Source organism: Tumebacillus lacus (assembly GCF_026410385.1).
Lineage (GTDB): Bacteria > Bacillota > Bacilli > Tumebacillales > Tumebacillaceae > Tumebacillus > Tumebacillus lacus.
On record NZ_JAPMLT010000001.1, the window covers coordinates 13,457 to 39,467 of the forward strand.

The 26,011-nt window shown below is 60.0% G+C and carries 23 protein-coding genes; 18 read left to right on the forward strand and 5 right to left on the reverse strand.

Going from position 1 to position 26,011, the window contains the following annotated elements; all coding sequences use genetic code 11:
- The first annotated feature begins 3 nt into the window (after positions 1-3).
- The 9 genes from OS242_RS00120 to OS242_RS00160 all read left to right on the forward strand — a co-directional run bounded on the left by OS242_RS00120 (position 4) and on the right by OS242_RS00160 (position 9,983).
- Positions 4-1,290: a dihydroorotase gene (locus OS242_RS00120; RefSeq protein ID WP_267149632.1), complete on the forward strand. Its 1,287-nt coding sequence runs from the start codon at positions 4-6 to the stop codon at positions 1,288-1,290.
- A 112-nt stretch (positions 1,291-1,402) separates the two neighbouring features.
- Positions 1,403-2,485, forward strand: a complete 1,083-nt coding sequence (carA, locus tag OS242_RS00125) for a glutamine-hydrolyzing carbamoyl-phosphate synthase small subunit (protein ID WP_267149633.1) — start codon at positions 1,403-1,405, stop codon at positions 2,483-2,485.
- 1 nt (position 2,486) lies between these two features.
- Positions 2,487-5,690 carry a carbamoyl-phosphate synthase large subunit gene (gene carB, locus OS242_RS00130; RefSeq protein WP_267149634.1) on the forward strand — a complete coding sequence of 1,068 codons (3,204 nt, stop codon included), beginning with the start codon at positions 2,487-2,489 and terminating at the stop codon, positions 5,688-5,690.
- A 13-nt stretch (positions 5,691-5,703) separates the two neighbouring features.
- The gene (locus tag OS242_RS00135; RefSeq protein ID WP_267149635.1) at positions 5,704-6,486 is read left to right on the forward strand and encodes a dihydroorotate dehydrogenase electron transfer subunit; all 783 of its coding nucleotides are present in this window, start codon (positions 5,704-5,706) and stop codon (positions 6,484-6,486) included.
- Positions 6,483-7,415 carry a dihydroorotate dehydrogenase gene (locus OS242_RS00140; protein WP_323372855.1) on the forward strand — a complete coding sequence of 311 codons (933 nt, stop codon included), beginning with the start codon at positions 6,483-6,485 and terminating at the stop codon, positions 7,413-7,415. The genes OS242_RS00135 and OS242_RS00140 overlap by 4 nt, the downstream gene beginning before the upstream one ends.
- A 2-nt stretch (positions 7,416-7,417) precedes the next feature.
- Entirely contained in the window at positions 7,418-8,158 is a 741-nt protein-coding gene (gene pyrF / locus OS242_RS00145) for an orotidine-5'-phosphate decarboxylase (RefSeq protein WP_267149636.1), read from the forward strand.
- Between the two features lie 2 nt (positions 8,159-8,160).
- Positions 8,161-8,790: an orotate phosphoribosyltransferase gene (gene pyrE, locus OS242_RS00150; protein WP_267149637.1), complete on the forward strand. Its 630-nt coding sequence runs from the start codon at positions 8,161-8,163 to the stop codon at positions 8,788-8,790.
- 116 nt (positions 8,791-8,906) lie between these two features.
- On the forward strand, positions 8,907-9,173 hold the full coding sequence (locus OS242_RS00155; protein WP_267149638.1) for a late competence development ComFB family protein: 267 nt from the start codon (positions 8,907-8,909) through the stop codon (positions 9,171-9,173).
- Between the two features lie 123 nt (positions 9,174-9,296).
- Complete coding sequence (locus OS242_RS00160; protein ID WP_267149639.1) at positions 9,297-9,983, forward strand: Crp/Fnr family transcriptional regulator; 687 nt, start codon at positions 9,297-9,299, stop codon at positions 9,981-9,983.
- A gap of 153 nt (positions 9,984-10,136) precedes the next feature.
- On the opposite strand, the gene OS242_RS00165 is transcribed toward OS242_RS00160, so the two are convergent.
- Positions 10,137-11,228: an SDR family oxidoreductase gene (locus OS242_RS00165; protein WP_267149640.1), complete on the reverse strand. Its 1,092-nt coding sequence runs from the start codon at positions 11,226-11,228 to the stop codon at positions 10,137-10,139.
- Between the two features lie 222 nt (positions 11,229-11,450).
- Entirely contained in the window at positions 11,451-11,600 is a 150-nt protein-coding gene (locus OS242_RS00170) for a hypothetical protein (RefSeq protein ID WP_267149641.1), read from the reverse strand.
- Between the two features lie 104 nt (positions 11,601-11,704).
- Between OS242_RS00170 and OS242_RS00175 the strand changes: the two genes are divergently transcribed.
- The 6 genes from OS242_RS00175 (at position 11,705) to OS242_RS00200 (ending at position 19,619) form a co-directional block, all read left to right on the forward strand.
- Positions 11,705-12,541 carry an alpha/beta hydrolase gene (locus tag OS242_RS00175; RefSeq protein WP_267149642.1) on the forward strand — a complete coding sequence of 279 codons (837 nt, stop codon included), beginning with the start codon at positions 11,705-11,707 and terminating at the stop codon, positions 12,539-12,541.
- Between the two features lie 368 nt (positions 12,542-12,909).
- Positions 12,910-14,736 carry a ribosomal protection-like ABC-F family protein gene (gene abc-f / locus OS242_RS00180; protein ID WP_267149643.1) on the forward strand — a complete coding sequence of 609 codons (1,827 nt, stop codon included), beginning with the start codon at positions 12,910-12,912 and terminating at the stop codon, positions 14,734-14,736.
- 62 nt (positions 14,737-14,798) lie between these two features.
- Positions 14,799-17,012, forward strand: coding sequence for a spore germination protein (locus OS242_RS00185; RefSeq protein WP_267149644.1), 2,214 nt, complete (start codon positions 14,799-14,801; stop codon positions 17,010-17,012).
- Positions 17,013-17,024: 12 nt separating this feature from the next.
- Positions 17,025-18,140, forward strand: a complete 1,116-nt coding sequence (locus tag OS242_RS00190; RefSeq protein WP_267149645.1) for a GerAB/ArcD/ProY family transporter — start codon at positions 17,025-17,027, stop codon at positions 18,138-18,140.
- Positions 18,118-19,416 (forward strand): Ger(x)C family spore germination protein, encoded by a 1,299-nt coding sequence (locus OS242_RS00195; protein ID WP_267149646.1) that lies wholly within the window; start codon positions 18,118-18,120, stop codon positions 19,414-19,416. Before OS242_RS00190 ends, OS242_RS00195 begins: the two co-directional genes overlap by 23 nt.
- Before the next feature lie 20 nt (positions 19,417-19,436).
- Positions 19,437-19,619, forward strand: a complete 183-nt coding sequence (locus tag OS242_RS00200; protein WP_267149647.1) for a hypothetical protein — start codon at positions 19,437-19,439, stop codon at positions 19,617-19,619.
- A 33-nt stretch (positions 19,620-19,652) separates the two neighbouring features.
- On the opposite strand, the gene OS242_RS00205 is transcribed toward OS242_RS00200, so the two are convergent.
- Positions 19,653-20,345, reverse strand: a complete 693-nt coding sequence (locus tag OS242_RS00205; protein WP_267149648.1) for a FadR/GntR family transcriptional regulator — start codon at positions 20,343-20,345, stop codon at positions 19,653-19,655.
- A 95-nt stretch (positions 20,346-20,440) separates the two neighbouring features.
- On the opposite strand from OS242_RS00205, the gene OS242_RS00210 reads away from it, so the two are divergent.
- A complete protein-coding gene (locus OS242_RS00210; RefSeq protein ID WP_267149649.1) occupies positions 20,441-21,901 on the forward strand; it encodes an FAD-binding oxidoreductase in 1,461 nt (486 codons plus the stop codon).
- A 46-nt stretch (positions 21,902-21,947) separates the two neighbouring features.
- A complete protein-coding gene (locus tag OS242_RS00215) occupies positions 21,948-23,204 on the forward strand; it encodes a (Fe-S)-binding protein (protein WP_267150398.1) in 1,257 nt (418 codons plus the stop codon).
- A gap of 217 nt (positions 23,205-23,421) precedes the next feature.
- On the opposite strand, the gene OS242_RS00220 is transcribed toward OS242_RS00215, so the two are convergent.
- Positions 23,422-23,574, reverse strand: coding sequence for a hypothetical protein (locus tag OS242_RS00220; protein ID WP_267149650.1), 153 nt, complete (start codon positions 23,572-23,574; stop codon positions 23,422-23,424).
- A gap of 161 nt (positions 23,575-23,735) precedes the next feature.
- Between OS242_RS00220 and OS242_RS00225 the strand changes: the two genes are divergently transcribed.
- Positions 23,736-23,975 carry a hypothetical protein gene (locus OS242_RS00225; RefSeq protein ID WP_267149651.1) on the forward strand — a complete coding sequence of 80 codons (240 nt, stop codon included), beginning with the start codon at positions 23,736-23,738 and terminating at the stop codon, positions 23,973-23,975.
- Positions 23,976-23,991: 16 nt separating this feature from the next.
- Here the strand turns inward: OS242_RS00225 and OS242_RS00230 are convergent, their stop codons facing one another.
- Positions 23,992-25,977: a S8 family peptidase gene (locus OS242_RS00230; RefSeq protein ID WP_267149652.1), complete on the reverse strand. Its 1,986-nt coding sequence runs from the start codon at positions 25,975-25,977 to the stop codon at positions 23,992-23,994.
- Between the last annotated feature and the right edge of the window lie 34 nt (positions 25,978-26,011).

Here is a 26,011-nt window from a genome sequence, read left to right on the forward strand (position 1 = left end):
CAAATGGGACTGTTGCTGAAAAACGGACGACTGCTCAATCTGGAGACCGGCGAGCTGGAAGCGCGTGAGATCTTGATCGAGGGAGACCATATAGCGGAGATAGCGGAACTCGTGGAAGAAAGCGGGCATGAGGTGCACGATCTGAACGGCGGGGTGATCCTGCCGGGCTACATCGACATGCATGTGCATCTGCGGCAGCCGGGGTTCGAGGCGAAGGAGACGATTGAGACCGGGACGAAGGCGGCGGCCCGCGGCGGGTATACGACGGTGGCCTGCATGCCGAACACGCGTCCGGTGATCGACACGCCGGAGCGCATCCGCTATGTGTACGACGTGACGGAAAAGGAAGGCTCCTGCACGGTGCTGCCGTACGGTGCGATCACGGTCGGGGAGCTCGGCGAAGAACTGACCGACATCATCGCGCTGCGGGAAGCGGGCGCGGTGGGGATCACCGACGACGGCGTCGGTGTGCAGTCTTCAGCGATGATGCGACGGGCGATGGAGGTGGCGGCCTGCCAGGACATCCCGGTGGTGATCCACTCGGAGGACGAGGATCTGGCGAAGGACGGCTGCATGAATGAAGGAGTCGTCTCGAAGCGGCTCGGTCTGCCGGGCATTCCGGGTCTTGCGGAGAGCGTGATGATCGCCCGCGACATCATGCTGGCCGAGGAGACGGGGGCGCATCTGCACGTCTGCCACATCTCGGACGCAGGCTCGGTGGAGCTGGTGCGCTGGGCGAAGCAGCGCGGTCTGAAGGTGACGACCGAGGTGACCCCGCATCATCTACTGCTGACCGAATCGATCATCGACGAGACGGACGGCGGTGATGCGAATATGAAAGTCAACCCGCCGCTGCGCACGGAGGCGGATCGTCAAGCTTGTCTGCAAGGGCTGCTGGACGGGACCATCGACATGATCGCGACCGACCATGCGCCGCATACGGAAGAGGAGAAGAAGCGTTCGTTTGCGACGGCTCCGTTCGGATTTACCGGGATCGAGTTTGCGTTCCCGCTGCTGTACACGGAGTTGGTGGAAAAAGGGACGATTGGGCTGGCTGAACTGGTGAAAAAGTTTGCGACCAATCCGGCGCAGGTGTTCCGACTGCCGGGCGGCAAGGTGGAACAGGGCGGCATCGCCGATCTGACGGTGGTCGACCTGGAGACGGAGCAGGCGATTGATCCGAACGCCTTTTTCTCGAAGGGGAAAAATACGCCGTTTGTCGGCAAGCGCGTGAAAGGCTGGAGCACCCTGACGATCAACCGGGGGCGCGTGACTTATAAGACCGAGTAACAGAGAGAAAGAACAGAGAGAAAAAGAACGAGAGCAACAGGACAGAGTGGCAGTACGGAATGGCAGTACGGAGTGGGCACGACTGAGATTTGAAGAGAAGGGTGGAGACAGAATGCGAGCGCGATTGATTTTGGAAGACGGCACGGTGTTTGAAGGCGAGGGCTTCGGAGCGTCTGGCGAGAGTTTTGGAGAAGTGGTGTTTAACACCGGCATGACCGGGTATCAGGAGGTGCTGACCGATCCGTCGTACTACGGGCAGATCGTCACGATGACCTACCCCCTGATCGGTAACTACGGCGTGAACGTCGATGACATCGAGTCCAGCCATCCGCATGTACGCGGCTTTGTGGTGCGCGAATGGTCGGATCATCCGAGCAACTGGCGGATGCAAGGGACGCTGGACGAATACCTGAAGCGTCACAACATCCTCGGCATCCAAGGCATCGACACGCGGATGCTGACCAAAAAGATCCGCGTGCGCGGCACGATGACGGGCGTGATCACCACGCTGGACAAGCCGGTCGAGGAATATGTCGCGGAGCTGAACAAAGACCATCTGCTCCCTCGCGATCAGGTAGCGCAGGTCAGCACCAAATCGACCTACCGCTGCCCTGGCGAAAAACACCGCGTGGTGGCGATGGACTTCGGCATGAAGGCGGGCATCCTGCGCTCGCTTCTGGCACGCGGCTGCGATGTGACAGTGGTGCCGGCGAGCACCGGGTTTGAAGAGATCATGGCCTGGAAGCCGCACGGGGTGTTTCTGTCGAACGGCCCTGGTGACCCGGCCGATCTGAACGATGTGATCGAGACGATCAAGGAACTGATCCCGGCGGTGCCGATCTTTGGCATCTGCCTCGGCCATCAACTGATCTCGCTGGCTTGCGGGGCGAAGACGGAAGGGCTGAAGTTTGGCCATCGCGGCGCGAACCACCCGGTCAAAGATCTGCTGACCGGCCGCTGCTACATCACCTCGCAAAACCACGGCTATGTGGTCGTCGACGAGTCGCTGGCGGGCACGGGCCTGGAACTGACACATATCAACCAAAATGACCGCTCCGTAGAAGGCGTGCGTCATACGAAATATCCGGTCTTCTCGGTGCAATACCATCCGGAAGCGCGTCCGGGTCCGGACGACTCCGACTATCTGTTTGACCGATTCATCGATGTCATGAACGCTCACTGGGAGGGGAACTAACATGCCGCTGCGCACAGACCTTAAGAAAATTCTCGTCATCGGCTCGGGTCCGATCATCATCGGCCAAGCGGCGGAGTTTGACTACGCCGGTACGCAGGCTTGCCAAGCGCTGCGTGAGGAAGGCATCGAAGTGGTGCTCGTCAACTCCAACCCGGCGACGATCATGACCGACCTCGACATCGCCGACAAAGTGTACATCGAACCCTTGACTCCGGAGTTTGTGGCGCAGATCATCCGCCAAGAACGGCCGGACGGGGTGCTGGCGACGCTGGGCGGGCAGACCGGTCTCAACCTGGCTGTGAAACTGCACGAGATGGGCGTTTTAGAGGAAGAAGGCGTGGAACTGCTCGGCACGGCGCTCCCGTCGATCCAGCAGGCGGAAGACCGCGACCTGTTCCGCGAGCTGATGCGTGAACTGAACGAACCGACCCCCGACTCGGAGATCGTCAACACTTATGAAGGCGCAAAAGCGTTCGCCAACCGCGTCGGATTTCCGATCATCATCCGTCCGGCGTTTACGCTCGGCGGCACCGGCGGCGGGATCGCCAAGGACTGGGCGGAGTACCAAGAGATCTGCGAACTGGGTCTGTCCCTCTCGCCGATCACGCAGGTGCTGGTCGAGAAGTCGATTGCCGGCATGAAGGAAGTCGAGTATGAAGTCATGCGCGACAAAAACGACAACTGCATCGTGGTCTGCAACATGGAAAACTTCGACCCGGTCGGCATCCATACCGGCGACTCCATCGTCGTCGCGCCGTCGCAAACGCTGTCCGACCACGAGTACCAGATGTTGCGCACGTCGGCGTTGAAGATCATCCGCGCGCTCGGCATCGAAGGCGGCTGCAACGTGCAGTTCGCGCTCGACCCGGACTCCTTCCAATACTATCTGATCGAAGTCAACCCGCGCGTCTCCCGCTCGTCGGCGCTCGCGTCGAAAGCGACCGGCTATCCGATCGCCAAGATCGCAGCCAAAATCGCCGTCGGCTACACGCTGGATGAGATCGTCAACCCGGTGACGAAGCAGACGTACGCGTGCTTCGAACCGGCTCTGGACTACATCGTGACCAAGATCCCGCGCTGGCCGTTCGATAAATTTATCTCGGCGAAGCGGGTGCTGGGCACGCAGATGAAGGCGACCGGCGAAGTCATGGCGATCGAACGGAGCTTTGAAGCGTCGCTGATGAAAGCGGTGCGGTCGCTGGAGATCGACCTGGAAGACCTCGATCTGCCGGGTGCGAACGAACTGTCGACCGAGCAGTTGGAAAAACGTCTGGTGGTCGCCGACGACGAACGCCTCTTCCTGATCGCCGAAGCGTTCAAGCGCGGCTACACGGTCGATCAATTGCATGACCTGACGAAAGTGGACGAATGGTTCCTTGTCAAAGTGGGAGGGATCGTGCGCCTGCTGGAGCGCATCGGGACGGAAGGTCTGACCGAGGAACTGCTCATCAAGGCGAAGAAATGGAGCATCCCGGATGCGACCATCGCCCGCTATGCGAACAAGACGGAGGAAGAGGTGCACGGCACCCGCACGGCGCTCGGCCTGCGCCCGGTGTATAAAATGGTCGACACCTGCGCGGCGGAGTTTGATGCGGAGACCCCGTACTACTACTCGTCCTACGAGCAGGAAGACGAAGTGATCGACTCCGACCGCAAGAAAGTGGTCGTGCTGGGCTCCGGTCCGATCCGCATCGGTCAAGGCATCGAGTTTGACTACTGCTCGGTGCACGCGGTGTGGGGGCTGAAAGCGGCCGGGTATGAATCGATCATCATCAACAACAACCCGGAGACGGTGTCGACCGACTTCTCGACGTCCGACCGCCTGTACTTTGAGCCGCTGCACATCGAGGATGTCATGCATGTGATCGAGCGGGAGAAACCGGAAGGCGTCATCGTCCAATTCGGCGGCCAGACGGCGATCAACCTCGCGGAACCGCTGCAAAAGCGCGGCGTGAAGATCCTCGGCACGCAGCTTGCCGATATCGACCGGGCGGAAGACCGGGAGAAATTTGACCAACTGCTCACCGAACTGGACATCCCGCGCCCGGAAGGCCGCACGGTGTTCACGGTGGAAGCGGCGGTGGATGCGGCGAACACGATCGGCTACCCGGTGGTGGTGCGTCCGTCCTACGTGCTCGGCGGACGGGCGATGGAGATCGTCTACACCGAGAAAGATCTGCTCCACTACATGACCCACGCGGTCAAAGTGAACAAAGAGCATCCGGTGCTCGTCGACCGCTATCTGACCGGCCTTGAGATCGAGGTGGACGGTATCTCCGACGGCGAAGAGGTGCTGATCCCGGGCATCATGGAGCACGTCGAACGCGCCGGGGTACACTCGGGTGACTCCATCGCGGTGTATCCGACGCAAAAGCTCTACCCGCATCTGAAAGAGACGATCCTCGACTACACGACCCGCATCGCGCGGGCGCTGAACGTCAAAGGGCTGCTCAACATCCAGTACGTCATCTCGAAAGACCAAGTCTTCGTGATCGAGGTCAACCCGCGTTCCTCGCGCACGGTGCCGTTCCTCTCCAAGGTGACGGGCGTGCCGATGGTCGATGTGGCGACGAGCATCATTTTCGGCAAGTCGCTGGCTGACCAAGGCTACAAAGGCGGCTTGTGGCCGGAGCCGACCGATCAAGTGGCGGTAAAAGTGCCGGTGTTCTCCTTTGCCAAACTGCGCCGCGTCGATGTCACGCTGGGCCCGGAGATGAAGTCGACCGGGGAAGTCATGGGCCAGGAGTCGTCGTTTGCCAAAGCGCTGTACAAAGGTCTGCTGGCAGGCGGCATCCAGATCCCGGATCACGGCACGATGATCGCGTCGATTGCCGACAAGGACAAGGAAGAGGCGTTGCCGATTCTGCGCGGGTATGCGCGCCTTGGCTTCAAATTTGTCGCAACATCGGGCACGGCGAGCCTGCTGCGTGAAAACGGCATTCAAGTCAAGGAAGTGCAAAAGATCTCCGAAGGCTCGAACGATCTGCTCGACCACATCCGCAGCGGCAAGACGAACATGGTCATCTCCACGCTGACCCGCGGCAAAGAGCCGACCCGCGACGGGTTCCGCATCCGCCGGGAAGCGGTGGAGCACGGCATCCCGTGCCTGACCTCGCTGGACACGGCAAAAGCGATGCTCGATGTGCTTTCGTCGATCAAGTTTGTGACGGCGCCGCTGGAGGCCCCGATGACGGTAACTCGATAAGGAGGCGGTTTGGATGGCACGGCTGACGATCCTCGAACACCGGGAGATCGCGGAAAACATGATGTGGCTGGCGTTTTCGGCCCCGCAGGATCTCCGCTATACGCCTGGACAGTTTTTGCACATCCGCGTTACGGACGGGGTGGACCATCTGCTCCGACGCCCGATCTCGCTCTGCTATGTGCAGGGCGAGGGAGGCGCGAAGAGCCAAGCGATTGCGGTGGCCTATCGCGTCGGCGGCAAAGGCACGGAACTTTTGCGCAAGAAAAAGGTCGGGGAGGAGCTGGACGTGCTCGGCCCGCTCGGCAACGGATTTACCCTGCATGAAGGCGACCGTCACGCGCTGCTCGTAGGCGGCGGGATCGGGGTGCCGCCGATGGTGGAACTGGCGGAACAGCTGACCCAACAGGGCACGAAGGTGACCTCGATCATCGGCTTCCAGTCGGCGAACGTGGCGATCTTGCAAGAGGAGCTGAGCCGCTATGGCGAGGTGCTGGTGGCGACGAACGACGGGTCACTCGGTCTGCAAGGGTTTGTCACCGACTATATGACGGAGGAACTGCTGGCAACGGCCGACCGCTTCTACGCGTGCGGCCCGACGCCGATGCTCCGGGCGGTGCAGGCGAAGATGGACGGCAAGGTCGAAGGCTACCTGTCGCTGGAAGAGCGGATGGGCTGCGGCATCGGGGCTTGCATGGCCTGCGTGACGTCGTGCCGGATGGATGACGGCTCGGTCGGCTATAAAAAAGTGTGCAAGGACGGCCCGGTATTTTCGGCTCCGAAGGTGGTGTTCGCATGACGGTGAGAGATGTCGATATGTCGGTCCGAATCGGTCCGATCACGATGAAAAATCCGGTGACGACAGCGAGCGGCTGTTTCGGATTTGGCAAGGAGTTTGCTGATTTTTATGATCTGAGCGTGCTCGGCTCGATCACGGTCAAGGCGACGACCATCGAGCCGCGCCTTGGCAATCCGACGCCGCGCGTGGCGGAGACGCCGGGCGGGATGCTGAACGCCATCGGGCTGCAAAACCCCGGCGTCGAGCTGGTGATCGCGCAGGAACTGCCGCATCTGCGCCGCTATGAGATTCCGGTGTTTGTCAATGTGGCAGGGACGACGGTCGAGGACTATGTGGACGTCACCAAGCGGCTGATGGACAGCGAAGATGTCGACGCGGTGGAAGTCAACATCTCCTGCCCGAACGTGAAATGCGGCGGCATCCAGTTCGGCACCGATCCGCTGCAGGCGGCGCAGGTGACCGAGGCGATCAAACGGGTATCCCGCGTGCCGGTGATCGTCAAACTGTCGCCGAACGTCACCGACATCGTCGCGATGGCGAAGGCGGTGGAAGCGGCCGGGGCGGATGCGATCTCGATGATCAACACGCTGGTCGGGATGTCGATCGACCTGAACAAGCGCCGTCCGTTGATCGCCAACGGCGTCGGCGGGCTGTCCGGCCCGGCAGTGAAGCCGGTCGCCGTCCGCATGACCTATCAGGTGGCGCAGGCGGTCTCGATCCCGATCATCGGGATGGGCGGCATCATGACGGCGGAAGACGCGATTGAATTTATCATGGCGGGGGCGACGGCGGTGGCGGTCGGCACGGCAAACTTTGTCAATCCGCTGGCCTGCCCGGAGATCATCGAAGGCATCCGTCAATACTGCCTCGATCATGGCATCGCAAGCATCCGCGACCTGCAGGGCGCGGCATGGAAGGAGCTGGCGTAGAGATGACGGAACAGCGCGTGAAACCGGAAGAGAAGATCTTCGTGGCGCTCGACTATGACAACATGGACGATGCGCTGCGCACGGCCGACAAGCTCGGCGATACGATCCGCACGATGAAGGTCGGCCTGCAATTGTTCTTTCACGCTGGACCGCAGATCCTGCACCGGCTGAACGAGATGGGCTTTCAGGTGTTCATGGACTGCAAGTTTCACGACATCCCGAACACGGTCGCAGGCGCGGCCGACTCGGTGACGCAACACGGGGTGTACATGTTTAACGTGCACTGCGGCGGGGGCCTTGCGATGATGCAGCGGGCGAAGGAAGCGGCGATCCACCGGGCGAAGGCGCAAGGCCTGACGATCCCGAAGGTGATCGGCGTGACGCAACTGACCTCGACGGCACAAGAGACGCTGAACCGCGAGATCGGCATCCCGGGCGATGTGCGCGATATCGTCGTCCACTATGCACGGCTGGCGAAGGAAGCGGGTCTGGACGGCGTGGTGGCGTCCGGGCATGAGATCTCGTATATCCGCGAGGCGTGCGGCGAGGACTTCCTGACGGTGATCCCCGGCATCCGTCCGACGTGGGCGGGTGCAAACGACCAAAAGCGGGTGATGACGCCGGGCGAAGCGCTGCGGCTGGGCGCGCACTATCTGGTGATCGGACGCGCGATCACGCATGCGAACGATCCGCGCGCTGCTGCGTTGCGGATCTTGGAAGAAGTACGACAGGAGGCCAACTAGACATGACAACTGAACTTTCCGCCCGCATTGCCAAATCGCTGCTGGAGATCCAAGCGGTGGCCTTGCGCCCGCACGAGCCGTTTACCTGGTCGTCGGGCATTCGCTCGCCGATCTACTGCGACAACCGCCTGACGATGGGCTACCCGGAGATCCGGGAGATGATCGCAGACGGATTTGCAGAACTGATCAAGGAGAAGTACGGTGACGTCGATGTGATCGCCGGCACGGCGACGGCGGGCATCCCGCATGCGGCGTGGGTGGCGCACAAGCTCGGCAAGCCGATGATCTACGTGCGTTCCTCTGCGAAAAAGCACGGCAAAGGCAATCTGATCGAAGGCGTGCTGCGCGACGGGCAAAAAGTCGTGGTCATCGAAGACCTGATCTCGACGGGCGGCTCTTCGATCCAAGCGGTGCAAGGCGTGCGCGAGGCGGGCGGCGAAGTGATCGGCGTCGCGGCGATCTTTACGTACGAGTTCCCGAAAGCATCGGCGGCATTTGCAGAAGCGGGCGTGCCGTTTGCGACGCTGTCTTCCTATTCGGCTCTGCTGCCGATCGCTGCGGCTGAGAACTATATCTCCGCAGATGATGTCGAGCTGTTGCAAAAGTTCCGCGAGGCTCCCGAGCAGTATTAAGTCAAATCTCTGTAAAACCTTCCTGCTAAGCAAGCAGGAAGGTTTTTTTATTAAAAGGAATTGAGGGGCAGGATGTGGAAGTAGAAAGGACTGAAAAGGGAGCGAGGGAGTCTGTGATGAAGGTACTCAATCTGATGGAATCGGTGGTGTCCGAGGTGTTGGACGTCCAGATGAACCATCTACAGATGAACTGCACGTGTGAGCAATGCAAAAATGACGTGTTGGCGATCGCATTGAATGCGTTGCCGACGCGCTATGTGTCGTCCACGCGCGGACAGACGATTCAGCGGGCCAAATTGATGGATGAGCAGACCCTCGCCGATGTCTTGCGCGAGATCTCGAAAGCGGCGGCGATTGTGTCGAACAAACCGTCACACACCTGAAAAATCGTCATCCGCCCAAATGAGAATTGATTGAGAAATTGTCTTGCGGGGCGGGCGTGATTGTGTTACTTTATAAAGTGAAGCGACATACCGATATACTGTAGAGTGGAGGAGGCAGTCGACATGAGTGGAATTTGCGAAATCTGCTACCTCAGACAATATGACCTGTTCAAAGATCTGGATGAAGAAGAACTCGATCAACTGGGTCGCGGCTCTCAGCCGGCGACCGTGCCGAAGCGCGAATACATTTTTACGCCTGACGAGCCGAGCTCGCAGGTTTATATGCTCAAGTCCGGCCGGGTGCGCATCTCGCGCCTGTCGGAGACGGGCAAACATTTTACGCTTGTCATCTTGGAGCCGGGCGATATCTTTGGCGAGAGCGCGATTTTTTCCGATGAGCCGCGCCGCAATTTTGCCGAAGCGCTCGACGAGGCGGAGATCTGCGCCATCGACAAGCGGGAGTTTGAGAACGTCGTCATGAAAAACGCCAGCGTGTCGCTCAAGATCGCGCAGATCGTCGAGCACCGTCTGACCGAGGCGCAAGAGCAGATCGAACATCTCGTGTTCTACGATGTGCAGACCCGTCTCGCCCGCCTGTTGCTCAAATTGGCCGACATCCACGGCGAACGGGCGGACAAAGGCGTCAAGATCGGGATCAAACTGACGCACGAAGACATCGCCTCGCTGATCGGCTCGACCCGTGAGACGACGAGCAAGATCTTGAACGAGTTCAAGGCAAACGGCTGGATCGATGTGCAAAAACGGCATATCATTTTGTTGGATCAGAAGGTATTGGCTGAGATGAAGTAAAGGCGGCTGCGATCCGCCTTTGGAAAAGACCCCTTTTTCCCGGCGGGAGGAAGAGGTCTTTTTGTTTGATGAAGTGAAGACGGGAGAGATCCGTCTAGGAGAAAGACCCCTTTTTCTCGGCGGGAGGAGGAGGTCTTTTGTCTGTTTGGCCGTTTAACGGACCGGGATCAGTTTGTCAGGGTCGGTTCGATGCGCGATGTAGTAGTCGACGGCAGGTTGCAGGAACTCACGGAGCGAGGGGCAGTGGATGCCGGCTGCCAGCAGGTCTTGCTGGGCTCCTGAGGCGTCGTAGTCGGCGAGGTGGGAGAAATAGGCGATGGTCTCTTTTTCGACGCGTACGAAGCGGCGCAGGGGGCTCAGCGACAGCGACGCTTCGATGAGGGAAGAAGGCAGGGTCCAGGTCGGTTTTTTGCCGAGCAGAGCGGTGCAGATCATCTCGTATGTTTCGCGGGCAGAGCAGGGGTTCGGATTGGTCAGGTGGTAGACGCGGTCGAGGGCCTCCTGCGCGAAGGCGAGGTGGGCGGTGGCGTCGATGATGTAGTCGACGGGCACAAGGTTGATGTGGGCGGCTCCGGCGCCGACGTAGGGCACGGGCAACGCGCGCAGCCGGTCGAGGAAGCGCATGATGAAGTAGGGACCGTCAAATTTGGCGGTCTCGCCGGTGCGGGAGTCGCCCATGACAATGCCAGGGCGGATGATGGTGAGCGGCACGTCTTCGCGCAGAGCTTGCACGTTGACCTCCGCGGCAAATTTGGTGGCTTCGTAGTGGTTTTTGAACGACTGGCCGCAGTCGAGTTCGCTTTCGTAAATGCGGCCGGTGCGGTCGCCGGAGACGTAGGCGGTGGAGAAATAGGTATAGCGTTGCAAGTGCGTCAGACTGCGCACAAAATCGTTTACATGATCGGTGCCGATGACGTTGACGCGGTAGGCGATGTCCTGCGGCACGGCGAGGTCGTAGAGGGCGGCGAGGTGAAAGACGTGCGTGACGTCGCGGCGCAGGCGGGTGAGGTCGTCCGAGCCAAGGCCGAGGCCCTTGGCGGTGATGTCGCCCTGGATCAGGCGGTAGCGCTCGCGTGGAGAGGCTCCGTCCGCGACGAGGCGATCGAGTTCCTGTTTTGCGCGCGAAAGTTGGCTCGGATGGACGAGCAGTTCGAAGCGGGCGAAGGGGTGGAAACGGGCGATTTTTTTCAACAGCCGGGTGGCGATAAAGCCGGGAAAGCCGGTGATGAAGGATACGGATGTCATAGAATGGACTCCTTCCAAATATCGTAAATAATCAGAAAAATGAATTTTAATGGATGGTGATAAGATTCGCCGTCTGACTGTGTATTCCTTTTCTGAGGAGGGGTGAGACAGTGTGGGCATCCTTGACATCTGCGTTTCGGGTCTTTACGATCAAAGCAATTGAAAGATGGACAAAGAAGGAAGAAGCCGTCTGCGCGCCGGGTGGAGCGCAGGCGGCTTCCCTTACGATTGATCGAAGGAGCGGCGCTTGACGGTGACGGGGCGATCGCGACGACGGAACTGGGTGAACAGGAAGATGATGCCGATGCATTCGGCGAGGTTGCCGGCGATGCCGATGGTGTCGCGGATGAGCAGGAACCATTTATCTTCCATCGAGCTCCCCCCTTTCCGGACTGTTTTGGTGTCGATTTTATGTGCTGTGGACAGGTGAAAGAACTGCTCGGTACAAATTAGAAGCGATGGGGGATGACAAAACGGTGAACAGAGAGAGAAAGCTGCATACGTTGGTCTTTCCGACAGAGGCGGGGGTGACGCACCGCGCCGATCACAAGGAGCCGTCGATGGCGGTGGTGTTGGTGCACGGTGCGGGCGATCACAGCGGGCGTTACGGGCATGTGGTGCGGGCGTTGACGTCGCGGGGCATCCCGGTGGTGACCGGGGATCTGCCGGGGGCGGGCCTTACGTCAGGATTGCCCGGTCACGTCGATTCGTTCGACGAGTATCTCGATGCGGTGGAGCAATGGGTGAAACAAGCGACTGAACTGGCGACACACGGCCGGGTGGTGTTGCTCGGTCACAGCATGGGCGGGCTGATCGCGGTGCGGTATCTGCAGGAGCGTCTGTCGCGCACTCCGCAAGTGATTGCGGCGGTGTTGTCGTCGCCGTGCCTGAGGCTGGCGGTGGAGGTGCCGGGCTGGAAGAAGGGGCTGGCGGCCGTCCTCGATGCGGCGACACCGCGGCTTCGGATGAGCAGCGGTCTCAGCGCGTCGCTGGTCTCCCGGTCGCCGGAAGTGGTGCAGGCGTACGCGGATGATCCGCACTGCGGCATCCCGGTCAGCGTGCGCTGGTATCGGGAGTTGACGCGGGCGATGGAGCAGGCGCGGGCCCAAGCGGAACGGGTGCGCGTGCCGGTGCTGCTGATGCAGGCCGGGCAGGATCTGCTCGTCGATGCAGAGGCGGCGGAACCGTTTTTCCGGCGGCTGCCTCTGGGCGGGAAATATGTGGAATATCCGGAGTGCTATCATGAACTGTTCAATGAGCCGGAGCAGGGCGAGGTGCTGCAGGAGATGACGGAGTGGCTGACTCAACTGTAGGGACGGGTGATCTGCCGGAAGTTCTGTGGTTGCCAAGAGGGAATCCTTGTCATATACTGGTGATAACTTGAAGAGGAAAGGTGGTATCTGTTTCGACATGATCTTTTCGTTTGAATTCTAATACACCCTGAGACGAAAATAGGTGTGGAAGAATGCAAACGCGGCTTGTTTTAGACAAGCGGCGAAGGCGGGAGAACTGTGTCCGCTTTCGTGAGAAGAACGTGATTCGAAACGGTTACGGGACAGGTCTGCGGGCCTGTTGCTGTCCTCTTTCGTCTGTTCGTTCTGCCGTGGGCGCGTTTGCACCCGCGGCTTTTTTGCGTCTTGGGGTCGGTCGGAACGAGTTTAAGATCCCAGGGGGAATGGATATGTACGCGATGCAATGGATGGATTTGAAAAAGATGTTTGGGACGAGAACGGTGTTTGCCGGTGTGAGCGGCGGGCTGTTGCCAGGCGAGAAGGTCGGGCTGGTGGGACCGAACGGAGTCGGCAAGTCAACGTTTCTGCACGTGTTGTGCGGGAAGGTTCCGACGGAGGACGGCACGGTGCTGTGGGATCGGACGGTGACTTCAGAGCGGGTCGGTCTTTTGACGCAGCAGACGGAGTGGGGCTCCGGTGAATCGGTTAAAGGATATGTGCGCGCCGGTAAAGTAGGACTATTGTCCTTGGAAAAGGATCTAAATGAGATCGAAGGCCTATTATCGGTGGGTATTATTTCCCGAGAAATAGAGGAGTTGTTGGTGCGGTACGGGGAGTTGCAGGAGCGGTATGAGTCGCTCGGCGGCTATTCGGTGGAAGCGGAGGTCGAGCGGGTGCTGCGCGAGGTCGGTCTGCCGGACGCGGTGTGGGAGCAGGAGGTGGCATCGTTGAGCGGCGGGCAGAAGACGCGGGCGCAACTCGCGCGTTTGTTGCTGCAGGAGCCGGAGGTGTTGCTGCTCGATGAGCCCACGAACCATCTGGACGGAGAGACGATCGAGTGGCTGGAGCGGTTTGTGCGAGGGTATGCCGGGACGGTGCTGGCGGTGTCGCATGACCGGGTGTTTTTGGATCGGGCGGTGACGCGGATCTTGGAGCTGAGAAAAGACGGGATGGGGTCGTATCCGGGCGATTATACGGCGTATGCGCTGGCGAAGGAGGCGGAGCGGCAGCGGCACCGGTCGTTGTATGAGAAGCAACAGGCGGAGGCGCGCCATCTGCAGGAGTCGGTGGATCGGTTTCGACTGTGGGCGCAGCGGGCGCATGGCGGCGGCGACAAGAGCGGGGCGAAGAAGATGCATGCGAAGATGCGGCACAAGGGGCGGCAGTTGGAGAAGTTGCAGGCGGAGCGTGTGGCCGCGCCGCGTGATCAGGTCGGAATGAAGATCGGATTTGTGGGTGGGGAGGCGTTTGGAAACCGGGCGTTTCTCGTGGAAGGCGTAGCTGTCCGGTTTGCGGAGCGGACGTTGTATGAAGGGGTGACGTTTGCCGTGGAGAAGGGGCAGCGGGTGGCGTTGGTCGGGCCGAACGGGTGCGGAAAATCGACGCTGCTCAAGGTGCTGTGCGGGGAGATGGAGCCAAGTGACGGGGAGGTCAGGCGCAGTCCGTCGGTGCGGATCGGCTATTTCGGGCAGGAGGTGGAGCGGCTCGATCCGACACGGACGGTGCTGGCGGAAGTTTTGGAGATCGAGGGACTGACGGAGACGGATGCGCGGACGATCCTCGGGAGTTTTTTGTTTCGGAAAGAGGAGGTGGGCAAGAAGGTCGGCGAGTTGAGTCAGGGAGAGAAATGCCGGGTGGCGTTTGTGAAGCTGATGCTGGCCGATGTAAATGTTTTGGTGTTGGATGAGCCGACCAATTATCTGGATATTCTGTCGCGGGAACGGATGGAAGAAGCGTTGAGGGAATATTCCGGAACTTTGCTTGTGGTGTCGCACGACCGACGGCTGGTGGAGCGGTTGGCGACGCAGGTGCTGGTGTTTGCGGACGGGGCGGTGACGCACTATCCGGGAACGTGGCAGGAATGGCAGGAGCGACAGGCTCGAAGGGCGCAGACGCATGTGGAGGTGCGGCATGCAGAGGCGAGGCTGTTGCTTCAGATGGAGTTGTCGAGGCTGGCGGAGCAGGCGGCAGACGGGCAGTTGTCGGAGGAGAAGCGGGCGGTATATGTGCGGGAGATGGATCGGGTGTCGGGGGAGTTGCGGGCTTTGCATGACTAAAAGATGCATGAGCAGGAAAAAGGAGGGAAACATAGGGGCAAATCAAAATGGGGAGGAACCCGATGTCCGTATGGTCGAAGATCGGTCGGTTGTTTGCGGTGGACGATACGATTCTGGACGAGGATTTCTCGCTGCTCGGGAAGACGAAAGGGCGGTCGGGAAGCGAACCGGAATCGGCTCAAATGCCGCGACAAGACGACCCGCCCGAAAAAGAACCGCCGGAGGAAGAACAGGTGGCAGAACCGGAGCGAGAACCGGAGGACGGCGGCAGTACGAACAGAATCAAATATCGCAAAACGATTCGTCCGCGCAAGATCGGCCGTGCAGCACAGGTGGAGAAGGATGGCTCCGAGGCGGTGCGTGAGTCTGAAGGTGCTGGCGGTGAGAGGGAGCCAAAGGCGACACAAGCGTCACGAGGCGATGACCGCGAGAAGGCGGAACAAAAGTCTGACGGCACAGGTCGCGAGAAGGACGCCGAGGGGGCACAAAAGTCTGACAGCAAAGGTCGTGAGAAGGAAGCCGAGGCGGCACAAAAGTCTGACAGCACAGGTCGCGAGAAGGCAGCCGAGGCGGCACGTAAGTCCGGCGGTCATGGACGCGCGAGAGAGACCGAGGCGGATGTGCAGCAAAGCGACGATGACGATTCGTCGGCGGATGGTGAGGGGAAAGAAACGCCCGATGATTTGGAAGAGGAGGCCGTTCCGGAAAAGATCGGAGCGAGTCTGGCGGAGAATCGGGAAAGGGTGGAGTTCATTTTTCGGATGCCCACGAACGCGGATGTGGTGATCCGGGACTTTTGGGTGGTCGATCATGTGCCGGTGCGGGCGTTTGCCGTGTTTCTGGAGGGGTTGTCCGATACGAAGATCATCAATGAGTATGTGCTCGAACCGCTGATGCTTCGTGCGAAGGAACCGACGAACGGCGGAAAGGATGATCTTCTCGAACGGGCGCGGGAGATGCTGGTGCCCGGCAATCAGGTTGCGGTGTATGACGCCTGGACCGAAGCGACGAAGCAGATCCTCACCGGTTCGACCGCACTCTTTTTCGAAGGAATCGACAAGACGCTGGTCGTGGCGACGAACGGCTGGGCCCATCGCGGCGTCGGCGAGACCAAGACGGAGACGGTCGTGCGCGGCCCGCACGATGCGTTTACCGAGAACTTGCGCGCCAACACCGGTCTCGTCCGCGCTCGTCTGCGAACGGAACGTCTGATCACGGAGATGATGCAGATCGGCGAGCTCGCCCCCACCGATCTCGCGATCATGTACGTGGACGGCATTGTCAACCCCGCCCTCGTCGAAGAGGTGAAACGGCGCATCGAAGCGGTCAAGGTCGATTTTCTGCAGGACAGCGGCCAACTCGAACAGTTTATCGAGGAACCGCCCCGCGGCCTGATCCCCCGGATGATGGCCACGGAGCGGCCGGACCGAGTCGCTCAGTCGCTGTCAGAAGGATTTGTCTCGGTCTTTGTCGGTCAAAGCCCATATGTGCTGATCATGCCGACGATGCTCTGGTCGCTGATTCATACGCCGGAAGATGCCTATCTGCGCTTTCCGTTCGGTTCGTTTATCCGCTTGATCCGCTTTATCGCCTTCGTGGCGGCGATGCTCTTGCCGGCGATCTATATCGCGATCACCAACTATCATCCGGAGATGATCCCGACCGACCTGATGCTGACCATCGCAGCCGCCCGTGAGAAAGTGCCGTTTCCGCTGGTGCTGGAGGTGCTACTGATGGAACTGGCCTTGGAACTGATCCGCGAGGCGGGCATCCGCATCCCGAATGTGATCGGTCCGACCATCGGTATCGTCGGCGCGTTGATTCTCGGACAAGCGGCCGTTCAAGCGGCTGTGATCTCGCCGCTGTTGGTGATCGTGGTCGCGGTGACGGCGCTGTCCGCGTTTACGATGCCAAACTACAACATTTCGTTCGCTGTCCGGACGCTGCGCTTTCTGTTCATCTTTCTCGCCGCTTGCTGGGGATTTTACGGGATCACGCTCGGGGTGATGTTCATGTCAATGCACTGGGCGCAGACCAAGTCGTTTGGCGTGCCGATGTTGACGCCGATCGCTCCGTTTAAACGCTCCAGCCCAGATGTGATCATCCGCGGCCCGATCTATGAGCAGGAGATGCGGCCCCGCCCGCTCTACCCGCAGTCGCTGCGGCGGCAAACTCCTTTCACGCGGTCCTGGGCGCCGACGACGCACGACTCGGAGGAAGCGCGGCGTAAAAAAGCCAAAGAAAATCCTGACCGCGAACCACGAAGCCGCCGATAAGGAGGAGTGCATGTGCTGAAGACCGGATATCTCGGACGCAGGGAACTGTTTGCGCTGGTGTTCGCCGTGCTGCTCGCCAACGTCTTTCTCACGTTGCCGCAACAGATGGTGATGCACGGAGGCGCGGCAGCTTGGATGATCCCGTTCGTCTCCGCCATGATCTGCATGATCGTCTGGGCGGTGTGCGCGCCCGCTCTGGTCATGCATCCCGGCGAAAATATGCTCTCTTTGGCGGAGCGCTGTCTCGGCCGGATCGGGGCCGGGATCGCGGTGCTGATGATCTGCCTGTTTCTGATGGCGGAGGCGGCCTCGACGTTTCGCCTCTTCACGGAGATGGTGATCACGACGGTGTTGCCCCGCTCTCCCATCTCGTTTATCGCGATACCGTTTTTGCTGTCGGTGCTGTATTACGCGTATACGGGGATCGAAGGATTGACCCGCGTGTCCAGTCTGTTTTTGCTGCTTTTTCTGTTTGGACTGGTCTCGTTGCTGGCGCTTAACAGCAACTGGATGAATGTCGAGTATCTGTTTCCTTTTTGGGGTACCGGGCCGTTACGGGTGATCAGCGGCGGCTGGCAGTTTTCCGGCGCGTTTCTCAACGTGCTGCTTCTGGCGGTGTTCGGATCGCTGCTGCGAAATCCGGCAGACGCGGTGCGGATCGGCTATTGGAGCACGGGCGCGACGGCGGTGGTGTATGCGGTGATGGTGCTGTCGTTTACGCTGATCTTCCCGCCGGAAGCGTCGATGCGTGCGCCGTTTCCGCTCTATCAGCTGGGCCGCTTGATCTACATCGGCCAGTTTATTCAGCGGTTGGAAGCGGCGTTTGTGTTTATCTGGGTGGCGTTGGCGTTGATCAAAGTCGGAACTCTGGTGTTCGTGATCTCCTACCTGATCGCGTGGTTCTGCCGGATGCCGGTCTATCGGCCGGTTGTGTTTTCTGTCGGCACGATCCTCTATGCGCTGGCGTTTGTGCCGGAGAGTTGGCCGGAGGTCAACATGTGGAACACAAACATCCTGATGAAAGTCGGTTGGACGGTGGCTTGGTTCATCCCGATGGCGATCCTTTGGATGGCGCGTTGGAAGGATGGAAAGGGGGAGGATCGGGATGCACACCGAAACGCCTCCTAAACGCGTCTGGCGGCCGTTGCTCAGCCTGTTGCTGATCGTCTCGCTGACGATGGCCGCCTGCACCGGCTGCTATGACAGGATCGAACTGGAAGGGATGGCGTTTGTCGTGTCGCTCGGCATCGACAAAGCTCCGGAGAATATGATCGACGTGACAGCCCGCATCGCCGTGCCGAGCGCACAGGAAGCCGGGCGCGAGGAGGGCGGTGAGTCGGGGAGTCAGGTATCCGGCGCGGAGGCGATCACCGTACGGGCGCACACGATCCCCGGTGCGCTCAACTTTTTAAACACGACGGTCGAACGGCGGATCTCGCTGCTCCATCTGGCTAACCTCGTGGTCGGGGAGGAGATGGCAAAGGACGAGCAGTTCATCGAGTTTCTGCGTCCGCTGACCCGGTATCGGGAGTTTCGCCGCACCGTCCATGTGTTTGTCACGCGCGGGACCGCGCGGGAGACGTTTGACCAAAACAAGCCGGTGCTGGAAAAATCGGTCAGTCGATTTAACGAGTCGGTCACCAATGTCGGCAAGCACACCGGATTGACGCCGTACGTGATCTTTCACGAATTTATTACGTCGATGGAAGCGCCCAATCAAGACGCGATCTTGCCGACAGTGGGGATTAATGACAAGGTGAAGAAAAAAAACAACAGCGACGATTCGGAGGGAGAGTCGTGGGCGGAGGAGACGGAACTCTCCTCCGTGCCCGGAGAGGTGGTTCGGCAAGGGGGCAATCCGCTGGAGTTTGTCGGCACGGGCGTGTTTCGCGACGCCAAACTGGTCACGATGCTCGACGGTATCGAAACGCGGATGCTGCTGACTTTGCGCGGGGAACTGTTGCGCACGCAGATGGACTTTCCCGATCCGCTCCAAAAGGGTGCGTACGTTTCGGTGGAGCTCAAACATGCCCGTTCGCCGCATATCGAGGTGGATCTTTCGCAAAAGCCGGTGCGCGTGCATGTGAATGAGTCCCTCGAAGGGGATTTGATCGGCGTGCAAAGCCATGTCAACTATACGGAGTTGAAACATCTGCATCAGTTGGAACAAAAGATCGGAGCTCGGCTGAGTCGTAATCAAAAAGAGCTGATTGAACGGATGTTTCATGAGTATCAAGCAGACCCGTTCCACATCTTCAAACAGACGCGGTCCCAGTTTGCGACGGCGGCCGACCTGCAGCGGTTTCCGTTTCGAAAATCGTTGAAGACGGCGAAGGTGGATGTGAAAGTGACGATCAACATCAGGCGGACCGGTGTGCAGACCGCTCCGATCATCGCCAAGTAGGCAAGGAGGCGAGGGCACAGATGAAGTGGATCATTCTGGGGTTGCAGTTGTTCCTCCCGGCTGCGGTCGCGGTGTACACGATCAATTTTGGCCGTTGGATGAACAAGCGCGGGGAAGGATTCGGTGCGGGCACAGCCTATGTGTTGGCCTTGCTGGCGTTCGGCCTCTCCGCCGGGGTGTTGCTGTACAACAACAACAGATAAGCGACGAAAAAAGGCAGGTGCCGCTGTGCGCACCTACCTTTTTTTGTGCAGAGCCTGTTCGACCTGCTCCAGATGGCGGAGCAGACGGTCGCGGGCCGCGTCCGGATCGCGGTCGCGGATCGCTTCATAGATCTCCTGATGCTCCTGCCACAGCCGGACGGACGATGCCCCGCGCGCATACAGCCACAGGTTGCGCGAATCCCGGATCGACGCGTTCATCGCTTCGGAGAGCGAGTTCATCATCGCGGTGAGATAAGGGTTTTTTGTGGCCGCGGCGAGGGCGGTGTGAAACTGAATGTCGGCGAGTCGGCTCGACTCCTCGCTGTTGACGGCGAGCGACATTTTTTCGAGGATCTGCTCCAGGAGGGCGAGATCGTGCTCGTCGTGGTGCAGGGCCGCCAGCTCTGCGCAGCCGCTCTCGATCACCTTGCGCACTTGCAACAGGTGCAGCAGTTCATCAGGCGGTGAGGAGAGCAGCGGCGGCAGGCTGGCCAAGGCAGCGGCCGCGTTTTTTTTGACGTAGGTGCCTTCGCCTTGGCGCGCTTCGATGAGATCGCGCGCTTTGAGCTGGCTCAGGGCTTCGCGGACGGTGGATTTGCCGACGCCATACTGTTCGGCGAGCCGGTCGATGGTGGCGATCTTGTCGCCCGGTTTGAGCATGCCTTCTGCGATCATCCGGCCGATCTCGTCGGCGACGATCTGATAGTTTTTCTTTGTCAGGACCATATCCCCACTCTACACAACGAGGCTCATTGAAACAAGGCGTAACCTGTGCTAATCTGTATTTACATTCATCTGATGACTGGGAAGAGGGTTGCGCGATGGAAAAGGAACTGAAGAGCCAACTGCGTCAGATCGTAGGCGAGAGATGGTTTCTCGATACGCCGGATGAGCTGTACGTCTATTCCTATGACGCGACGCCGCTGTACCAAGCGATGCCGGACGCCGTGGTGATGCCGAGCTCCGTGGAGGAGATCGCGGCGGTGTTGAAGATCGCCAATCAGCATCGCATTCCGATCGTCTCGCGCGGCTCGGGCACCAATCTGTGCGGCGGCACGGTGCCGACAGAGGGCGGGATCGTGCTGGTGACGAACCGATTGAACGGCTTGCAAGAGATCGATGAGGAAAATTTGACCGCGACGTTCGGGCCGGGTCTGATCACGTCGGAGTTGCATCAAGCGGTGGAAGCGCGGGGGCTGTTTTACCCGCCCGATCCTGGCAGCATGCGGATCTCGACGATGGGCGGCAATGTCGCGGAGTGCGCGGGCGGCATGCGCGGTTTAAAATACGGCGTGACCAAGGACTACATCATGGGCCTGCAAGCGGTGCTGCCAAACGGCGAGGTGCTGCGCTTTGGCGGCAAAAACGCCAAGGACGTAGCGGGCTATGACATCACCAAACTGCTGGTCGGCTCGGAAGGGACGCTGGCGGTGGTGACGGAGATCACGGCCAAACTGTTGCCGTTGCCCAAGGCCAAGCAGACGATGGTCGCATATTTCAGCGACCTGACCGACGCGGCCCGCACCGTGCAGCGCGTCATCGCCGAGAGGATCATCCCGGCGACGATGGAGTTTCTCGATCAGGCGACGATGAGGGTGGTCGAGGAGTTTGCCCGGATCGGGCTGCCGCTCGATATGAAGGCGATGCTGTTGATCGAGCAGGACGGCGATCCGCTCCAAGTCGAGCAGGATATGATCCGCATCGCCGAGATCGCACACGCGGAACGGGCGGTGGAAGTGCGCACGGCGCAACATGCGGAGGAAGGCGCGAAATTGATGGCCGCCCGCCGGGCCGCACTGTCTGCTCTGTCCCGCGTCAAGCCGACGACGATCCTCGAAGATGCGACGGTGCCGCGCGCCCGTCTGGCGGAGATGGTTGATCAGATCGGGGTGATCGCGAACAAATACAGCGTGCCGATCTGCACGTTCGGCCACGCAGGCGACGGCAATCTGCACCCGACCTGCATGACGGATGAGCGCGACACGGAGGAGATCCACCGCGTCGAGATGGCGTTTGGCGAGATCTTTGAAGCGGCGATCAAACTCGGCGGCACGATCACCGGCGAGCACGGGGTCGGCATCGCCAAAGCGCCTTATCTAGAATGGAAAGTGGGCGCGGGAGGCATCGACCTGATGAAGCGGGTCAAGGAGGCGTTCGACCCGCACGGGATCATGAACCCTGGTAAGATGTTTGCGAAAGACCAACGACGCAGAGTGGTGGTGAAAACGCATGGGTGCGCTCACGAACATGTTGGCGGCGGGCACGGTCACAGCCGGGCCTGAGCACTGTCCGGACAGCTCGCTGCCCCGGCTGTTGGACCAGTTTGACATGGATGAGATCCTCAACTGCATGCAGTGCGGGTTTTGTCTGCCTGCCTGTCCGACGTACCGACAGACGGGGAAAGAGTCGGCCTCGCCGCGCGGTCGGATCGCGCTGATGAAAGGCGCGGCGACCGAACGGCTCCAGATCGACGAGGAGTTTGAACACAATATGTATCTCTGCCTCGGCTGCCGGGCCTGCGAGACGGCGTGCCCGGCGGGGGTGCCATACGGCTCATTGGTCGAGACGGCCCGCGATGTGGTGGAGACCCGTAAGAAGCAGAAGGGGGATACTTCGCTGCTTCGCGATCTGATCTTCCACGAGGTCTTTCCGCATCCGGAGCGGCTGGAACTGATGGGATCGCTGCTGTGGATGGCGCAGGCGGCAGGTCTGCAAGCTCTGGCTCAAAAGACCGGGCTGATCAAGATCATGCCGCGTCAGGCAGCGGAGATGGCGACGGCGGTGCAGACGATCGCGTCACCGTGGCAGCGGATGAAGCGGGAGCCGGTCATGGAGCCGGAGCGGGAAGCGGCTGGTTTGAAAATCGGACTGTTCACAGGTTGCGTCATGGACATGATGTTTTATGAGACCAACCAAGCGACCGCCCGCGCACTGACCAAAGCCGGTTGCCAAGTGGTGTTTGCAAAGGAGCAAGCCTGCTGCGGCGCGCTGCATGCCCACGCCGGAGAGCAGAGCGGCGCGGTTGAACTGGCAAAACGGAACATCGAGGCGTTTGAAAGAGCGGGCGTCGATTTTGTGGTCAACAACGCAGGGGGCTGCGGCGCGGCGTTGAAGGAGTATCATCACTGGTTCCACGACGACCCGGTGTGGAAAGAGCGGGCGATGCGATTTGTCGGCCGGGTGCGCGACGCAAACGAATTGCTCGCGGAACTGCCGCCGCTTTCGTTCAGCAAAGAACTGAACGTGCGCGTCACCTACCAAGACTCCTGCCACCTCGCCCACGGGCAAGGCGTGCGCAACCAGCCCCGCCAGTTGCTCAAAAGCATCCCCGGCGTGGAGTTTGTGGAGATGCGCGGGGCCGACACGTGCTGCGGTTCGGCGGGGATCTACAACATCACCAATTTTGACATGTCGATGCAGATCCTCGACGACAAGATGGTCGACGTGGAAAACACGAAGGCCACGCTGATCGTCACGTCCAATCCGGGCTGTCTGCTCCAGATGAAAAAAGGCATCCAGCGCGCCGGGATGACGGGGCAGATGGAAGCAGTGCACATCATGGATCTGATCGAGCGGGCGTTGTAAAAAAGCAAGAAAAAGCGGCGTGCCGATGCACGCCGCTTTTTCTTTACATCTGAACCTTGAACTTGATGCTCACGAGACCGGGTATCACCCAGATCACGATCTCGTCAAGCCGGAAACGTCGTTTCATAAGTGTCCACCTCCGGAAAGGATGGTGGCAATCCGCGACGCTCCGGTTTCTCCTCGCCAGATGTATATGCGAGGAAGCGGAACCGAATGTCTATAGATAAGTATCGATCATATGGCTAGCCCAATAGGAGAAGAGGTCGATGAGCCGCGGCGAGTCGTCAAATCCGAGCGGCAGGACCAGACCGAGCGCGATCAGCAGCAGGCCGGTAAACATCGGGGTGTATTCTTTCAGCTTGAGTCGCAAACGTGTCTCCTCCTTTCTCAAACTCTAGCATACAGGAAAATGGGTTGGGTAATTTTAACAAAATATCGAAAATTGGTTAGAATACCCTTCGCGAATCGGTCGCTCGATGTGGGGGTGCCACATAGAGTATAGGGATGAGAGAAAAAGGGGGAGCTTTTCGGTTGGATACGAGAACGAGAATCCAAATGCAGGAGACGGCCAAATTTGCGGTCGTGTTTCTGGTGATCTTTATACTGGGGATCGTGCTGGTGGAGTCGCTGCCGGCCTCGATGCGGGGGGAAGGAACAAAGCTCGGCGTCGTGTTCGGCGTATGTATCGCGTTGCTTGGCGTCGTGATGGCCGAGGAGAAAGAGCAACAGATGGCTGCGATCATGGGTGGGAAAGGGGCCTCCTCACGGTAAGGAAGCCCCTTTCCTTTTATGATTTCACCGTCTCGCGGGCTGCGTTCAAGGCGCGGCCGATGTTGATCTGGCCATGTCCGTAGTAGTCGTCAAATCCGGAAGGACCGAGGTCGTCCGACGTCTGTTCGAGGATCTCGCGCACTTGATCCGGAGTCAGATCAGGGTTGACGGAGCGGATCAGAGCGGCGAGGCCGGCGACGTGCGGTGTCGCCATCGATGTGCCGGACAGGGCGACGTAGCGGCGATCCGGATAGGTGCTCGGGATCGCGACGCCAGGGGCGGAGACGGAGCAGTGCGGGCCAAAGTTGGAGAAGGTGGCCGACTCGGTCGTCTCGTCGTTGGCGGCGACGGCGATCGCTTCCGGATAGGCGGCCGGGTAGCTCGGCTCCGGGATGCCGTCGTTGCCCATTGCGGCCAGCACGACCGCACCTTTGTCATAGGCGTAACGGATCGCTTCGTGCAGGTAGTCGGAGTCGCTGTATTCGCCAAGCGACAGGTTGACCACCGTCGCGCCGTGGTCGACCGCCCAGATCACGCCGTCGGCGATGTCGACGACCGAGCCGGAGCCGTCAGCTCCCATCGTTTTGATCGGCATGATCTTGCCGGCCCAGTCGATGCCGGCGATGCCTTCGAGATTGTTGGTGCGGGCGGCGATGACTCCGGCAACGTGCGTGCCGTGACCGTTGTCGTCCTGCGGCACGTTGCTGCCGTCGATGGCGTTCCAGCCTTCGGTCAGCTGCCCTTTCAGGTCCGGGTGGTCGAGGTCGACGCCGGTGTCGACGACGGCGATGATCACTTTCGGGTCACCGGTGGAGATCTGCCACGCTTTATCCGCACCGATCAGCGGCAGGTTCCACTGGTTGCTGCCGTAAAACGTGTCGTTCGGCGATTCGATCACCCGCTCTTTGGCAGTTGTCTCGCCCTCTTTGACGGTGGCGGTGTTTTGCCGCAGTTTGGTGTGCGCCTCGGCGATGCGAGCGCCTTGGGAGCGGAAATAAGCGATCATGTCGGCGGTTGAGGTGGTATCCGATTGGAAAATATACACATGGCGGTTGTTGCGTGAGTGGTTGCGGACGAGCTTGCCTTTGATGTCGCCCGTCATTTTCGTGATCTGCTCCTGCGTCAGAGCTTGATCAAATCGGACGAGCACCTGCCCGTGAACGACTTGCCCGTGGATGCGGGCTTTGTCGCCTTTTGAGGTGACGCTGACTCGCCAGGCGGTGCCGTCCACTTTGGAGACGGCCCGTTTGCGGGAGACCTGCCGGGTCTTTACGCCGCCTTTGGCTTCGGAGTTGCCGCCTTGGTCCTGCAGGCCGCGGGTGCCGGCTCCGATCTTTTCGTTGTAGCAGTCCAGCCCGACGAGGCTGGTCTTCGTGCCCATCTCGTCGTCTTGGGTGCGGATCACCTGCATCAGGTGGCCCATCTCCACATCGGCTGTCAGCGAGCCGACGACCTGCGAGCCGCGCAGGACGGGGACGCCGAGCGTCATGCCGATTTTTTCTTTCGGGTCGTTGGCCTGCGGCTTGCGGTAGAGGTCGGATACGTAAAAATTGTCCTTGACGATAAACGGATGCGCTTGTTTGAGCAGGTCGGAACGCAACGGATGACCGACCTGCAGCGGATTGTTCAGATCTTCCGTCAAGGTCAGGGCCACAAATTGCGAATGCTGGCTGAGGTGTTGTTTCAGCACGTGCAGGCGCTCGGCGGTGGTCCCTGCATGTCCGAGTTCATTGGAGATCTCAGTGAGCATCGTCCGGCAGTCGCGCACGCACAATGACGCGGTGCGGGCGATGTCTTTGGCGACGACGCTTTCGTTGCCTTGCGCTTTTTTCGCTGCCAGTGCTCGGATCTGGGCGGTGCGGGCGTCTGCTTTTGCCGGAGTTTTGGCCGGTGTCGGCGTCGACTGGCGAGCCGCAAAGGGCGCTTGATCCTGTACGAAGAACGGAGTCATCAACAAAGCGGTCAGGGCGGTGATCATGCCCCATCTGGCACGCCGTTTCATCAGCAATCGCCTCCTGCCTGTAGGTGGAATGAGC